The organism is Enterobacter soli (assembly GCF_964208575.1).
Lineage (GTDB): Bacteria > Pseudomonadota > Gammaproteobacteria > Enterobacterales > Enterobacteriaceae > Enterobacter > Enterobacter soli_A.
Genome location: NZ_CAXOFU010000026.1, coordinates 22,576 through 37,600 on the forward strand (window position 1 = coordinate 22,576; position 15,025 = coordinate 37,600).

14 protein-coding genes are annotated in these 15,025 nt (G+C 58.9%); 9 read left to right on the forward strand and 5 right to left on the reverse strand.

The features are described from left to right. Positions 1-33 precede the first annotated feature (33 nt). The gene (gene ahpC / locus AB6V08_RS20685; protein WP_182919577.1) at positions 34-597 is read left to right on the forward strand and encodes an alkyl hydroperoxide reductase subunit C; all 564 of its coding nucleotides are present in this window, start codon (positions 34-36) and stop codon (positions 595-597) included. A 243-nt stretch (positions 598-840) separates the two neighbouring features. Beyond that, positions 841-2,406 (forward strand): alkyl hydroperoxide reductase subunit F, encoded by a 1,566-nt coding sequence (gene ahpF, locus AB6V08_RS20690; protein WP_368544683.1) that lies wholly within the window; start codon positions 841-843, stop codon positions 2,404-2,406. 59 nt (positions 2,407-2,465) lie between these two features. Here ahpF and uspG read toward each other — a convergent pair whose 3' ends face one another. Continuing rightward, the gene (gene uspG / locus AB6V08_RS20695; protein ID WP_368544684.1) at positions 2,466-2,894 is read right to left on the reverse strand and encodes a universal stress protein UspG; all 429 of its coding nucleotides are present in this window, start codon (positions 2,892-2,894) and stop codon (positions 2,466-2,468) included. A 182-nt stretch (positions 2,895-3,076) separates the two neighbouring features. Between uspG and AB6V08_RS20700 the strand changes: the two genes are divergently transcribed. Next, entirely contained in the window at positions 3,077-4,315 is a 1,239-nt protein-coding gene (locus AB6V08_RS20700; protein WP_368544685.1) for a zinc-dependent alcohol dehydrogenase, read from the forward strand. A 10-nt stretch (positions 4,316-4,325) separates the two neighbouring features. Here AB6V08_RS20700 and yldA read toward each other — a convergent pair whose 3' ends face one another. Continuing rightward, entirely contained in the window at positions 4,326-4,415 is a 90-nt protein-coding gene (gene yldA / locus AB6V08_RS20705; RefSeq protein WP_368544686.1) for a small membrane protein YldA, read from the reverse strand. Positions 4,416-4,553: 138 nt separating this feature from the next. Then, a complete protein-coding gene (gene rnk, locus AB6V08_RS20710) occupies positions 4,554-4,964 on the reverse strand; it encodes a nucleoside diphosphate kinase regulator (protein WP_368544687.1) in 411 nt (136 codons plus the stop codon). A gap of 390 nt (positions 4,965-5,354) precedes the next feature. On the opposite strand from rnk, the gene AB6V08_RS20715 reads away from it, so the two are divergent. Then, on the forward strand, positions 5,355-5,972 hold the full coding sequence (locus AB6V08_RS20715) for a flavin reductase family protein (protein WP_368544688.1): 618 nt from the start codon (positions 5,355-5,357) through the stop codon (positions 5,970-5,972). Here AB6V08_RS20715 and rna read toward each other — a convergent pair. Both rna and dcuC read right to left on the reverse strand, forming a co-directional pair. Next, positions 5,966-6,769: a ribonuclease I gene (gene rna / locus AB6V08_RS20720; protein ID WP_368544689.1), complete on the reverse strand. Its 804-nt coding sequence runs from the start codon at positions 6,767-6,769 to the stop codon at positions 5,966-5,968. The genes AB6V08_RS20715 and rna overlap by 7 nt on opposite strands. Before the next feature lie 89 nt (positions 6,770-6,858). Further along, a complete protein-coding gene (gene dcuC / locus AB6V08_RS20725; RefSeq protein ID WP_368544690.1) occupies positions 6,859-8,232 on the reverse strand; it encodes an anaerobic C4-dicarboxylate transporter DcuC in 1,374 nt (457 codons plus the stop codon). 342 nt (positions 8,233-8,574) lie between these two features. Between dcuC and AB6V08_RS20730 the strand changes: the two genes are divergently transcribed. Genes AB6V08_RS20730 through AB6V08_RS20750 form a run of 5 tightly spaced genes read left to right on the forward strand, consistent with a single transcriptional unit; the run spans position 8,575 to position 14,928 of the window. Continuing rightward, positions 8,575-8,976 (forward strand): hypothetical protein, encoded by a 402-nt coding sequence (locus AB6V08_RS20730; RefSeq protein WP_368544691.1) that lies wholly within the window; start codon positions 8,575-8,577, stop codon positions 8,974-8,976. 54 nt (positions 8,977-9,030) lie between these two features. Beyond that, positions 9,031-9,345, forward strand: a complete 315-nt coding sequence (locus AB6V08_RS20735; RefSeq protein WP_368544692.1) for a copper-binding protein — start codon at positions 9,031-9,033, stop codon at positions 9,343-9,345. A gap of 11 nt (positions 9,346-9,356) precedes the next feature. After that, positions 9,357-10,613 carry a TolC family protein gene (locus tag AB6V08_RS20740; RefSeq protein ID WP_368544693.1) on the forward strand — a complete coding sequence of 419 codons (1,257 nt, stop codon included), beginning with the start codon at positions 9,357-9,359 and terminating at the stop codon, positions 10,611-10,613. Next, positions 10,610-11,815 (forward strand): efflux RND transporter periplasmic adaptor subunit, encoded by a 1,206-nt coding sequence (locus AB6V08_RS20745; protein WP_368544694.1) that lies wholly within the window; start codon positions 10,610-10,612, stop codon positions 11,813-11,815. Before AB6V08_RS20740 ends, AB6V08_RS20745 begins: the two co-directional genes overlap by 4 nt. After that, positions 11,812-14,928 carry an efflux RND transporter permease subunit gene (locus AB6V08_RS20750; protein WP_368544695.1) on the forward strand — a complete coding sequence of 1,039 codons (3,117 nt, stop codon included), beginning with the start codon at positions 11,812-11,814 and terminating at the stop codon, positions 14,926-14,928. Before AB6V08_RS20745 ends, AB6V08_RS20750 begins: the two co-directional genes overlap by 4 nt. The last annotated feature ends 97 nt before the right edge of the window (positions 14,929-15,025 follow it).

The window sequence follows — 15,025 nt, forward strand, 5'->3', positions numbered from 1 at the left end:
TTACAACCCAACGAGAAAACGGAGAAAATACAGATGTCCTTAATTAATACCAAAATTAAACCTTTTAAAAACCAGGCGTTCAAAAACGGTGAATTCGTAGAAGTTACCGAGAAAGATACCGAAGGCCGCTGGAGCGTATTCTTCTTCTACCCGGCTGACTTCACCTTCGTATGCCCGACTGAACTGGGCGACGTTGCAGACCATTACGAAGAACTGCAGAAACTGGGCGTGGACGTTTACTCTGTGTCTACAGACACCCACTTCACCCACAAAGCATGGCACGGCAGCTCTGAAACCATCGCGAAAATCAAATACGCGATGATCGGTGACCCGACTGGCGCCCTGACCCGTAACTTCGACAACATGCGTGAAGATGAAGGCCTGGCAGATCGTGCAACCTTCGTTGTTGACCCGCAGGGTATTATCCAGGCTATCGAGGTTACCGCTGAAGGTATCGGCCGCGATGCATCTGACCTGCTGCGTAAAGTGAAAGCGGCTCAGTATGTTGCTTCTCACCCAGGCGAAGTGTGCCCGGCGAAATGGAAAGAAGGCGAAGCGACGCTGGCTCCTTCCCTGGACCTGGTCGGCAAAATCTAAATTTCCGTCGTTTTTCACGCCATAGCTGCGTTGGCGTCGCCTGCTCACCCCGGTCACTTACTGGTGTAAGCTCCCGGGGATTCCCAGGCTAGCCGCCTTGCTCTGGCGCGAAATACTTAGGAAATTAATTTATCTCAATGGGCGCGCCCCGCGCCCATTTCATCTAACTCCATGATGCAAGTTGCATTCAGGCCGCCCGATCAAGGCAGCTTGCATGATGACGTTTTTAAAGAGGGAAGAATAATGCTCGACACCAATATGAAAACCCAGCTCAAGGCGTACCTTGAGAAACTGACTAAGCCTGTTGAGCTGATTGCCACGCTGGACGACAGCGCTAAATCGGCAGAAATCAAAGGACTGCTGGCGGACATCGCCGAACTGTCACCAAAAGTGACCTTCAAAGAAGACAACAGCCTGCCGGTGCGCACGCCGTCTTTCCTGATTACTAACCCAGGCTCCACTCAGGGCCCGCGCTTTGCTGGTTCCCCGCTGGGTCACGAATTTACTTCACTGGTTCTGGCGCTGCTGTGGACCGGTGGTCATCCGTCAAAAGAAGCGCAGGCGCTGCTGGAGCAGATCCGCGATATCGACGGTGATTTTGAGTTTGAAACCTACTACTCACTCTCCTGCCACAACTGCCCGGACGTGGTGCAGGCGCTGAACCTGATGTCGGTGCTTAACCCGCGCATCAAACACACGGCAATCGACGGCGGTACGTTCCAGAACGAAATTACCGATCGCAACGTGATGGGCGTGCCGGCGGTCTTTATGAACGGCAAAGAGTTCGGCCAGGGCCGTATGACCCTGACGGAAATCGTTGCGAAAGTGGATACCGGCGCGGAAAAACGCGCGGCGGAAGAGCTGAACAAGCGCGACGCATACGATGTTCTGATTGTCGGTTCCGGCCCGGCGGGTGCGGCGGCGGCGGTCTACTCTGCGCGTAAAGGTATCCGTACCGGCCTGATGGGCGAGCGTTTCGGTGGTCAGGTGCTGGATACCGTGGATATCGAAAACTACATCTCCGTGCCGAAAACCGAAGGCCAGAAACTGGCGGGCGCCCTGAAAGCCCACGTCAGCGATTACGATGTGGACGTGATCGACAGCCAGAGTGCCAGCAAGCTGGTTCCGGCGGCGGTTGAAGGCGGCTTACACCAGATTGAAACCGCGTCCGGCGCGGTGCTGAAAGCACGCAGCATCATCATTGCGACCGGCGCGAAGTGGCGCAACATGAACGTGCCGGGCGAAGATCAGTATCGCACCAAAGGCGTAACCTACTGCCCGCACTGCGACGGCCCGCTGTTCAAAGGCAAGCGCGTAGCGGTGATCGGCGGCGGTAACTCCGGCGTGGAAGCGGCAATCGACCTGGCGGGTATCGTTGAACACGTTACGCTGCTGGAATTCGCACCAGAAATGAAAGCGGATCAGGTGCTGCAGGACAAAGTGCGCAGCCTGAAAAACGTGGATATCGTGCTGAACGCGCAGACCACCGAAGTGAAAGGCGACGGCAGCAAAGTGACCGGACTGGAATACCGCGACCGCGTGAGCGGCGACGTTCACAGCGTGGCGCTGTCCGGCATCTTCGTCCAGATTGGTCTGCTGCCGAACACCACCTGGCTGGAAGGCGCGATTGAGCGCAACCGCATGGGCGAAATCATCATCGACGCGAAGTGCGAAACCAGCGTGAAGGGCGTATTTGCCGCGGGCGACTGCACCACCGTTCCGTACAAGCAGATCATCATTGCGACCGGCGAAGGCGCGAAAGCGTCGCTGAGCTCCTTTGACTATCTGATCCGTACGAAAACAGCATAATAAAAGAAAGTAAGACCACACCTGCAATAGCAAGAGGCCACCGAAAGGTGGCCTTTTTTTTATCTGACGACCATCACCGGAATGTGGGTGTGGCGGATGACGCTGGAGGCGTTAGAGCCCAGCAGGTGCGTGGTGATCGACGGATTGCGTGAACCAATCACCACCACATCGGCCCGTAGCTCGCTCGCCAGCTCGTTAACCGCATCGCGGACGCTGCCGAATCTGACGTGGGTTTTGATGCGTGCAGGGTCAATGCTGAAATGGCTGACCATCGTTTGCAGGCGCGTTTCCGCTTCGTGCTGCAGATGCTCTTCAAAACGGCGCACGTCGGCGGCGAAGCGGTGCAGGCTCAGGCTGGCAGAGCCGGGCAACACGTGCAGAAGATGGATAACCCCGTCCTGCTGCGCCAGGAATTCCGCATGACGAACGGCTTTATCACTCAGTTCCATCTCAAAAACATCAACTGGCATAATGATTGTCTTATACATACCCGTTTCTCCTTGTTTATCAACGCTAAATCCATTCAAACACAAAATATTAGCGGTTTCTGTAAGCGGTATGGCAATTTTAAATATCGCCAGGATAAATCTTAAAACAGCTTAATTTTTCAGCAGATCTCCTGAGCTAGCTACCCTTTGTAAAAGCTCGCTCACTTCTGTTCGGAGGCTGCATGAAGGCACTGACGTACCACGGTCCACACCACGTCCGGGTGGATAACGTTCCCGATCCCTGCATTGAACAACCCGACGATATCATCCTGCGCGTCACGGCCACGGCGATCTGCGGCTCCGACCTGCACCTCTATCGCGGGAAGATCCCCAAGGTCGAGCACGGGGATATTTTCGGCCACGAGTTTATGGGGGAAGTGGTGGAGTGCGGCCGGGAGGTGAAAAACGTGCAGAAGGGCGACCGGGTGGTGATCCCGTTTGTGATTGCCTGCGGCGACTGCTTTTTCTGCCAGATGCATCAGTACGCCGCGTGCGAAAAGACCAACGCCGGGCAGGGCGCGGCGCTAAACAAGAAGCAAATTCCCGCCCCGGCGGCGCTGTTCGGCTATAGCCATCTCTACGGCGGGGTGCCGGGCGGGCAGGCGGAGTACGTTCGCGTGCCGAAAGGCAACGTCGGGCCGTTTAAGGTTCCGCCGCTGCTGTCGGATGATAAAGCGCTTTTCCTGTCCGACATACTGCCCACCGCCTGGCAGGCGGCGAAAAACGCCCAGATTGAAAAAGGCTCCAGCGTCGCGGTTTACGGCGCCGGGCCGGTGGGCTTGCTGACCATCGCCTGCGCCCGCCTGCTGGGCGCCGAACAGATTTTCGTCGTCGATCACCATCCGTACCGGCTGCGCTTTGCCCGCGAGCGGTACGGCGCCATCCCGGTGAATTTTGATGACGATAACGACGCGGCGGAAAAAATCATTGAGCAAACCGCCGGGCAGCGCGGCGTGGATGCGGTGATTGATGCCGTGGGGTTTGAAGCGAAGGGCAGCACCACCGAAACCATCCTCAGCAATCTCAAAATCGAGGGCAGCAGCGGCAAAGCCCTGCGCCAGTGCATCGCTGCGGTACGCCGCGGGGGCGTGGTAAGCGTGCCGGGCGTCTATGCCGGATTTATCCACGGTTTTCTGTTTGGCGATGCGTTCGACAAAGGGCTCAGCTTCAAAATGGGGCAGACCCATGTCCACGCCTGGCTGGGGGAGCTGCTCCCGCTGATTGAAAAAGGGCTGCTCACGCCCGAGGAGATCGTCACGCACTATCTGCCGCTTGACGATGCCGAGCGTGCCTACAAGATTTTCGAAAAACGCGAAGAGGAGTGTCGCAAGGTTATTCTGGTGCCCGGAGCTGCAACGCCGGAGGCGGCGCAGGAGCGGGTTACGGGGCTGGTGAACCGGCTGCCGGGGGGCGTTGTGTGATCGCGGTCGCTTACCAGTGACGTTCCAGATAAAGCACTGCCGTGACAATAATTGCCAAAAAACAGAGAAAAACCAGTGTGATAACCAGTATCTCACCCATGACCGTCCCCACGGCACCAAAACAGATTAAGCCTGGATTAAGGGGATTTTGGACGATATAGGAAGATTGGGTGAATTTCGGAAAGAGGATGCGAGAGCATCCTCCGGGCAAGGCGGGTGAGCGCTTGTTCAGAAGGGCTTAACGAAGATAATCGCCGGCCGCTTCAGGCTGATAGAGCAGTTCGAGAACTTCCAGGTGCGTCGACGTACCGCCCGGCAGTTCCCAGTGAATGGTGTCGCCGGTGCGCAGGCCGATCAGCGCCGCTCCTACGGGTGCCAGCACGGAAAGCTGCGCGCTGCTGTCGGTCATCTGCGCCGGATACACCAGCGTGCGGGTGCGCTCTTCGCCCGTTGTCAGGTCGCGGAATTTCACCTGGCTGTTCATCGTCACCACGTCGTGAGGCATCGATTCCGGGGTGCACATCTGCGCCCGATCCAGCTCGGCGTTCAGCGCGTCGGCAATCGGCAGCGCGGCAAATTCTGGCTTCTCCAGAAGACGGTCGATACGTTCTGCGTCGAGTTCATTGATGATAATTGTGGGTCTGGACATTTTTACTCCATGTCGTTAACGCTGCGTGTCACGCAGAAACCAATCCAAAAGAAAACCCTCGCCGTCTGGCAGCGAGGGTTTAACTCTCCCGATGATACTGGCTGAGCCGCCAAGTTTGAAGTGATGAAAGTCACATTCATCGGTCATATGAATTTTTAGCGAAAAACGCGATCCCCCGCCGATTTGCATTATGCTTTTTAAGCGCCCTTGTCGACGCAGCGTTGCAGGCGGCTCCGGCGGGATCGGCACTCCGCACAAACGGCAGAACGATGAAGTTCTGCTGAAATTTATTCAGTCCTGATCCTCAACGAAATGCGCTACGCTGATCCTTCTGTTTCAGGGCGATGAGCGAAGCGCATTTCGTCTCAGACCCATCTACCCGAGAAAACTATGTACTTTTACGAACCTTCCCAGGGGCACGGCCTGCCGCATGACCCGCTGAACGCTATCGTGGGCCCGCGGCCGATTGGCTGGATCGCCTCCTGCAACAGCGAGGGCCGCCCGAATCTGGCGCCCTATAGCTTCTTTAACTGCTTCAACTATCGCCCGCCGATCATTGGATTTTCCAGCAACGGCTGGAAAGACAGCGTGCGTAATATTGCCGAAACGCGCGAGTTTGTCTGGAACCTGGCGACCTTCGATCTGGCTGAAGCGATGAACCAGACGTCGGCGATGCTGCCCCACGGCGAGGATGAATTTGCCTTTGCCGGACTCACGCCCGCCGCGAGCAGGCTGGTGAACGCGCCGCGGGTGGCGGAAAGCCCGGTCAACTTCGAATGCCGCTTATCCCAGTGTATTCAGCTGACGGGAGCGGACGGTACGCCTGTCGACACCTGGCTGGTGCTGGGGGAAGTGGTGGGGATCCATATTCAGGAATCGCTGCTGGAAGAGGGCATTTACCAGACCGCCAAAGCCCGCCCGATACTGCGCGCAGGCGGGCCAACGGCCTATTACGCCATCAGCGACGAACACCGGTTTGACCTGGTGCGCCCCGGCGCGGGTCAGTAGCCGACTTTATCGATGACAAATTGCTTACCGCAGCTGCCCGGATGGGGCTGCGGGGCAAACGATCCGGCAGAAAGCGGGTTGTTAATGGTGGCCGCGTTCAGGGAGATCTGCATTTCGGTGAGGTAGGCCGGGTTGCCGTTACAGGTCAGCTTGACGGCCTTCACGCTCGCCTTGCCAAAACTTCTGGCAACGGCGGCATCAAACGCGCCGCGGCTGACGGTTTTTCCGTAATTTGCCGCGAGGAATTCCCCCATCGCGCTGCTTTTCACTTCCTGGTTCAGGCGCACCATGGTGCCGAAATAGGCGTCCGGATCGAAGCCAAAACAGACCCCGTGTTTAGCGTATTCGTAGCGCTCCAGGCAGGAATTACCGCCCGCGCCCGGCATCACGCTGTTCAGCTTCGCCGCGCCCGAGAGCGAGAGCCCGGTCTCAGCGGCAGAACATTTGCGGCTGGCTTTGGCTTCCGGCATGTTCGGCACCGGGCGGGTTGCGCAGCCAAAGCGCATCCAGCGGCGCTCATCCACCCCGCGCGAGGCGATGGATTTCGGCAGGCCAGGCCACAGGCCGTGAACGGTCAGGAAATCGGTTTTGGTGTTGCTCTCTTTTTGCAGGCGGCACTCGTCCGGCTCGTCGCGGTTGCGTTCGTGCATGCTCTGGCAAAACCCGGTCTGCCATGAGAGCGCCAGCACATACCGATCGAAATCCCCGTACTGCGTTGCCTTAAGCGGTTCGGCCTGCGCGGAGAAGACGCACAGCGCCATCGTCCCAGACAGAATAGCGATATCCTTCCTGAACATTTGAATTCCTGATGATTGAAAGCGGATAATTTCTGGGAGTTATTAAAGCACAAAAAGCGCCCGCAGGCGCTTTTTTGGTGAGGGGAGGCTTAGCCTACGGCAGTGCCGGGAACCAGCACTTCGGTAGCGATGATGACCACGATCAGGCCAACGAGAACGGGAACGGAGGTGCGCTTGACCACTTCAAACGGCGAAATTTTTGCCATCCCGGCGACGGCTACCACCACGCCGGAAACCGGAGAAATGGTACGGCCCAGGTTAGAGGCCTGGAGCATGGGAATCGACAGGTAGGCCGGGTTAATGCCGGAGGAGTGCGCCAGTTTCGGGATCATCTCCACGAAGGCGTAGAACGGCGCGTTGCCGGAGCCGGTAGTCATGGCGGCCAGCATGGTCAGTACCACCAGCACCAGCATCAGGATAATGCTCGCCGAGCCGAACGAGGTGGCGATGGAGATCAGGCTCTGGATAAAGCCGATGGTGCTCAGGCCCTGCGCGAACACGCCCGCCGCGACCAGCAGCATCACCACGCCCGCGAAGGCATCCGCCATACCGCGGTAGGCCACTTCCAGCGCCGAGAACACTTTCTGGGTATTAAAGCCGCGAACAAACTCCAGCAGGGCGGCCAGCAGCATACAGATAACCAGGATGGTAATAATGTGCAGCTGCGGGCCCCATTTACCGTCGAAAATCAGCACGCCAATAATCGGGGTGAACGGCAGAATGGCGTAGAAGGCGGGCGCGGTGGTAGTAATTTCGCTCACGTCCAGCATTTCGTGGCTGATGTTCTCTTTTTTATCGAGGTAGCGCTGCCAGAAGAAGTGGGCAATCGCCATCGCGATAATGGCGGCAATAGAAATAGGCAGCGTGGTTTTAAAGGCGAAATCGATCAGCGACATTTCCGCCGCTTTTGCCGCCAGCACCACATCGCCAGAGGTTGGTGACAGAATAATGGCGGCCGGAGAGGCGCAAATTGCGGCGGCGGCGCCACGGCTAATACCCACGTTCACCATAATCGGGAACAGGGTGGCCATTAACAGCACGCCCAGACCGGTCGCCGACGACACGGCTAATGACATCAGGCAGGCGAGGAAATAGGCCGCGATCATCAGCAGGTAAGGGGAGTTGATGAATTTCAACGGCTTGGACGCCAGCTTCACCACCATATCGTTCGCGCCGATGTGGGTCATAAAGGCCGCAAACCCGCAGAGCATCATGATCATCATGCCCAGATCGCCGCCGCGGCTCATCAGCAGGATCTTGACGTATTCCACGATGTCGGTCGCGGTATAGCCGGTGCTGGTTTCGCTGGCTGGCAGAACTTTGTGGCCCATGAGGGCGCTGACGATCAGCAGCGTCAGGCCGCCGACGAACAGCACCCCGGTGGCTGAGTAGCCTTTAATGATGTAGCGCGCTACACCGACAATGACGACGACCCCGATGAGGAGTTCGATAAACGTAAGCATGGTTTCCCCTGTCTCCTTGCTGCCCGAGAGCACAAATAATCAATAAAAAAACGACCATGAAATGTGCCGAATTAATGGCCTGCTATTGCTGATTAAAATCAATAAAAATACTACTAAAGGAGAGCACGACGATATTTTGCCATGGCCGCGACATTTGCATCACAAGAACATTGACCGAATGAATCACTATTATATGTCATATGGATGATGCTGATTTGTTAATGCCATAGAGGTGTTTCATCAGGCGACTGATAAAAAGCGTAAAAATCTTTAAAAGCGTTTTCCTTTCATTTTTCACGCTGCCTATACTAGCAGCACTTTTTTCAACCTGATGACGCCGATATGCACGCCAGCTGGACCTATCGCCTGCGCTTTCTCAAAAAACATCTTCTGATGTTTTTGTTAGCCTTTGGCTGGCTGCTGATCCAGAGTCAGGTGGCGGTTGCCTCTCACGACTGCGATATCGACCTGCGCGGTAGCGTCACGTCCATTCAGCATATGGATATGATGGCCAAACCGGGCCCTCAGCACACTGCTGGCGTTTCGCCGCTGTGTAAAAAGCACTGCGTGCCGGATCAGGCGCAAAAAGATCCTTCTCAGCTACAAGTGGTGGCGCTTCCTGCCGCCATGACCCTGACCCTGAACGTGCCGGAATGTACCCCGGTGCGCCAGTCTGCATGGTCAGTCACCCCTCCCGCCGCGGGGCCGCCGGCAACGATTCGTTTCTGCCGGTTCCGGGAATAAAAACCTGTTAATGCGTTGAATTCATTTTAATTTACGATTAACAGGAGCTTTATCATGCGTGCTTTACTCTTTTCTGCGCTGCTTGGCGCAACCCTCTCTTTTTCCTCAGTTGCCGCTCAGGCCAGTGAGATCTCCACGCCTGCCGCCCAGCGCTGGCAGGGCCACGGCGTTGTGCAGTCGTTCTCCGCTCAATCCGTCATGCTTCAGCACGACGCCATTCCCGAGCTGAAATGGCCGGCCATGACGATGCCCTTTACCCTCGCTTCCGGCGCGGCGCTGAACGGCGCGAAGCCCGGCGATAAGGTCACGTTCATCCTTGAACGCGCGGGGGATGGTTTCCAGATTGTCTCGCTGACGCCGCAGCGCTAAGCGAGGACACCATGAAACAACACACACTGAGCCTGTGGCTCGGTGGGGTGCTGTTTGGGCTGCTCAGCTCCGCCGTACAGGCGGAGCCGTGGACGCTCGAGCAAACCCTGTCCGAAGCCCAGCGCTACTCCGCAGAGCTTTCCGCCAGCCGCAACGAAGCGCAGGCGCTGGATGCGATGGCGGATTCCGCCACCCAGCTCCCCGACCCGAAGCTCAAGTTCGGCATTGAAAACGTGCCGGTGCAGGGCAACAGCGACCGGCGCATGACCCGCGAAGGCATGACCATGCAGAAGGTGGGCATCATGCAGAGCTACGTCAGCGCCGAAAAACGCGAGCGCAAGGCGCAGACCCTGCAGGCGCAGGCGCGCGGGGTGCTGGCAAAAGGCGAGGCCATCCGCGCGGCGCTCCAGCGCGATACCGCCCAGGCGTGGCTCGAACTGGCCTTAGCCCGTCAGGCGCTGAAAAAAGCCCATACCCTGGTGAGCGAAACCGAGCGCCAGCGCGGCGTGCAGAAGGCAAGCGTCGGGGCCGGAAGCGCGGCGCCCGACAGCGTTTTGGCGCTGCAAATGACCCTCAGCGCCATGCGCGACAAAGAAACGCTGGCCCAGCGCGATGTCCAGCTGGCGCAAAGCCGTCTGTTCCAGCTGACCGGGCAGTTCATCACCGACGTCAGCGGGCCGCTCCCGCGCTATCAGCGTCTTCCTGCCGACGAGAAAACCCTGGAAGAGGGGATTATTCAGCACCCGGAAGTTGAAGCGGCCCGCCGCGAAGCCGATACCGCAAAGGCCCGCTCCGCCCAGTCGGCGGTGGCGGCCATTCCCGATGTCGACGTCGAAGTCTATTACGCCCATCGCGCCGAAGGCTATGACGATATGGCGGGCGTGATGTTCAGCGTCGATTTGCCCCTGTTCCAGTCAAAACGGCAGGACAAGGACTACGCCGCGGATGTCTCCCGCTCGATGCAGGCTGTTGACCAGCTCACGCTGATCAAGCGCGAGCACATCGCCCAGGTGCAAACGCTGGTGGCGCAGTATCAGGCGGCGCAAACCCTCTGGCAGCGCCAGCGCGACGAGGTGCTGCCGCTGCAGCGCCAGCGTCTGGAGGTGATGACCGCGCAGTACCGCTCGGGGCAGTCCGAACTGTCTGCATTACTGGAGGCGCGCCGCAGCGTGCTGGATACGGAACTGGCGGTGAATCAGGCCGAGCGCGAGATGGCGCGAACCTGGGCGGCCATTCAATGGCTGATCCCACAGGAGCTGGCAATATGAAAACAACAACCCTGAGTGCCCTCGCAGTTGCCGTTCTGGTCGCAGGCGGCGCGGGCTATTTCGTCGGGCAGAAACAGTCCCATCAGCACGCGACGGTGGCACAGCCCGCGGAGCGTAAGGTGCTGTACTGGTACGATCCGATGGTGCCCGGCCAGCGCTTCGATAAGCCGGGCAAATCTCCTTTCATGGATATGGAGCTGGTGCCGCGCTACGCCGATGAGGAAAAAGCGGCGGCAGGCGTGGCTATTAGCACCCGGCAGCAGCAAAACCTCGGCATGAAGACGGCGAAGGCGCAGATGCGCCAGCTGGAATCGCCGTTTTCGGCCTTTGCCACCGTCTCCGCGGACGAGCGCAACATCACCCTGGTCTCCGCCCCGGCAAACGGCGTGGTGAAACGCCTGTACGCCAGCGCCCCGCAGCAGCAGGTCAAGGCGGGCGAGCCGCTGGCGCAGCTCTGGATCCCCCAATGGACCACCGCCCAGCAGGAGTATCTGGCGGTGCGCCAACTGGGCGACGCCGGGCTGACCCGCGCGGCGCGGGAGCGGCTGGCGCTGCAGTTTATGCCCGAAGAGGCAATTCGCGCCCTTGAGCGCAGCGGCAAACCGCAGACCACCCTGACCGTCAGGGCGGCGAAGGCCGGGTACGTCGTCAAGCTGGACGTGCGGGAAGGGGCGCAAATTGCGGCCACGGCGCCGCTGTTTGAGATTGCCAGCCTCGACCCGGTCTGGCTGGTGGTTGACTACCCGCAAACGCAGGCGCAGTCCCTGCGGGTGGGCAGTGACATCGTCGCCACCACCCAGAGTTGGCCCGGGGAGCAATTCCACGGCACGGTCAGCGAGCTGCTGCCGCAGATGGAAACCACCACGCGCACGCTGAAAGCGCGCATCGTGCTCGACAACCCCGAACAGAAACTCAAGCCGGGCATGTACCTTAACGTGTCGCGGGCGCAGGGGGCGCCGCGTCCGCCGGTGCTCGCCGTGCCGGAAGAGGCGGTTATCAACAGCGGCGATTCCACGCGCCTGCTGCTGGCAACCGGCGACGGCTATTTCCGCCCGGTGAACGTCAAAACCGGGATAACGGCGCAGGGCTGGACGGAGATCGTCTCCGGGCTGAAAGCGGGCGATGAGGTGGTGACCTCCGGGCAGTTCCTTATCGACTCCGAGGCGAGCCTGCGCAGCGTGATGCCGGAGGTGAGCCAATGATTGCCGCCATCATTCGTGCTTCACTGCGCAACCGGCTGCTGGTGATCCTCGCGGCGATAGTTATGGCCGGCTGGGGCTGGTGGGCGGTGCAGCGCGCGCCGCTGGATGCCCTGCCGGATTTATCGGACGTGCAGGTTATCGTCAAGGCGAGCTACCCCGGTAAAGCGCCGCAGGTGATTGAGGATCAGGTCACCTGGCCGCTCACCACCTCCATGCTCTCGGTGCCCGGGGCAAAAACGGTGCGCGGGTTTTCGATGTTCGGCGATGCCTACGTCTACGTGCTGTTTGAAGACGGAACGGATCTGTACTGGGCGCGCTCCCGCGTGCTGGAGTATTTAAGCCAGGTGCAGTCGCAGTTTCCTGCCGGGGTGAAGGTGTCCCTCGGGCCGGATGCCACCGGGGTGGGCTGGATCTACGAATACGCGCTGGTCGATCGCAGCGGGAAGCACAGTCTCGCCGATCTGCGCGCCATTCAGGACTGGACGCTGAAGTTTGAGCTCAAAAGCGTGCCGAACGTGTCGGAAGTCGCCAGCATTGGCGGCATGGTACGCCAGTACCAGATCGTCCCCGATCCCGCGAAGATGCGCGCGCTGAATATTACCCACAGCCAGCTTTCTGCCGCTGTACAGGCCGCCAACAAAGAGAGCGGCGGCGCGCTGCTGGAGATGGGCGAGGCGGAATATATGGTGCGCACCACCGGCTATTTGCGCTCGCTGGAGGATTTCCGCAACGTGGTGATCGCCAGCCGGGACGGGGTGCCTGTCCTGCTGAAAGACGTGGCGACCATCGGCTTTGGCCCGGAGATCCGCCGGGGCGTGGCCGAGCTGAATGGCGAAGGGGAAGTGGCGGGCGGCGTGGTGGTGATGCGCTACGGGCAAAACGCGCTGGAGACCATCAAGGCCGTCAAAGCCAGGCTCAGCGAGCTGCAAAAAACCTTGCCGCAGGGCGTGGAGATCGTGCCGGTCTACGACCGCTCAACGCTGATTGCAGACTCGGTGAAAACGCTGACCCACAAGCTGCTGGAAGAGTTTGCGGTCGTCGTGGTGGTCTGCGCGCTGTTTTTATTCCACTTCCGCTCGGCGCTGGTGGCGATTGTTTCGCTGCCGCTGGGCATTCTGGGCGCCTTCGTGGTGATGCACTATCAGGGCATCAACGCCAACATTATGTCGCTCGGAGGAATAGCCATCGCCATCGGCGCGATGGTGGATGCGGCGATCGTGATGATCGAAAACATGCATAAAGTCCTCGAGCAATGGCGGCACGATCACCCGGATAAAACGCCGTCTTCGGCAGACTACTGGCATCTTGCCGAACGCGCGGCGGTGGAGGTTGGCCCGGCGCTGTTTTGCAGCCTGCTGATCATTACCCTGTCGTTTATTCCGGTGTTCTCGCTGGAGGCGCAGGAGGGTCGAATGTTCTCCCCGCTCGCCTTCACCAAAACCTGGTCGATGGCGGTGGCGGCAGGGCTTGGCATCACGCTGGTGCCGGTGCTGATGGGGTATTTCATTCGCGGCAGGATACCGGATGAGAAAGCTAACCCGATTAACCGGGTGCTGATCCGCCTGTATGAGCCGTTGCTGGATAAGGTGCTGTCGTTTCCGAAAACCACGCTGGTGCTGGCGTTTGGGCTGTTACTCGTCACGCTCTGGCCGCTGAGCCGCCTCGGCAGCGAGTTTATGCCGCCGCTGGATGAAGGGGATCTGCTGTATATGCCGTCAACGCTGCCGGGGATCTCGGCGCGCGAGGCGTCAAGACTTCTACAGCAGACGGACAGGCTGATTAAAAGCGTGCCGGAAGTGGAGAGCGTGTTTGGCAAGGCGGGCAGGGCGGAATCGGCAACCGATCCGGCGCCGCTGACCATGCTGGAAACGACGATCCACTTCAAGCCCCGCGAGCAGTGGCGGGCGGGCATGACGCCGCAAAAGCTGGTCGAGGAGCTGGACAAAACCGTGTCCGTGCCGGGCATTGCCAACGTGTGGGTGCCGCCCATCCGCAACCGCCTGGATATGCTGGCGACCGGGATTAAAAGCCCGGTGGGGATTAAGGTGAACGGCAATAATATTGCCGATATCGAGCGGGTGGCGCAGCAGATTGAGCACGTGGTGAAGCAGGTTCCCGGCGTCACCTCCGCGCTTGCCGAGCGGCTGGCGGGCGGGCGATATGTGGATATTCGCATCGACCGGCAAAAGGCGGCGCGCTACGGCGTCTCCGTCGATGAACTGCAAAGCATGGCCTCGACGCTGGTGGGCGGGGATAACGTCGGCGAAGTCATTCAGGGGCGCGAGCGCTATCCCATCAACCTGCGCTATCCGCGCGATCTGCGGGACAACGTCGACAAACTCCGCGTGCTGCCTGTCGTTGCGGCGAACGGCAGCCAGGTGGCGCTGGGGGAGCTGGCGGACATCGTGGTGACCGAGGGGCCTCCAATGCTGAAAAGCGAAAACGCGCGGCTTTCGAACTGGATTTACGTTGATTTGCGCGGGCGCGACCTGAAGTCTGCCGTGGATGAGATGCAAAAGCGGGTCGCGGAGAACGTGGCGCTGCCGCAGGGCGTTTCTCTCTCCTGGTCCGGTCAGTTTGAATATCTGGAGCGGGCCACGGCAAAGCTTAAATTAGTGTTGCCGGTAACGATAATGATTATATTTATACTGCTTTGGCTCACCTTTAAACGCGTTTCAGATGTCCTGATAATAATGGGGACATTACCCTTCGCGCTTATTGGTGGCGTATGGCTATTGTGGTTTCTTGAATATAATCTGTCGGTTGCCGGGGCGGTTGGATTTATCGCGCTTTCGGGTGTCGCCGCCGAGTTCGGTGTAATTATGGTGCTTTATTTAAACCATGCTCTGGATAAATATCGTCGCCAGGATCCTGACGGTGGCAGCGCGATGGTAATGCGCGCCATTCACGAAGGCGCCGTGCTGCGGGTGCGTCCTAAGGTGATGACCGTTGCCACCATTATGGCGGGCCTGCTGCCGATTATGTGGGGCGGGGGCAGCGGTTCCGAGGTGATGCAGCGCATCGCCGCGCCGATGATTGGCGGAATGATAACGGCTCCGCTGCTGTCAATGCTGGTTATTCCGGCGCTTTATAAACTGTTACATAAACGTTAACTTTACGACCTGTATGCGCTTATTTACGCATACAGGTTATTTCCTGAATAAGAATATTCCCAGAAGGGGGTTTATTAATTAAGAATAACGCTGATGC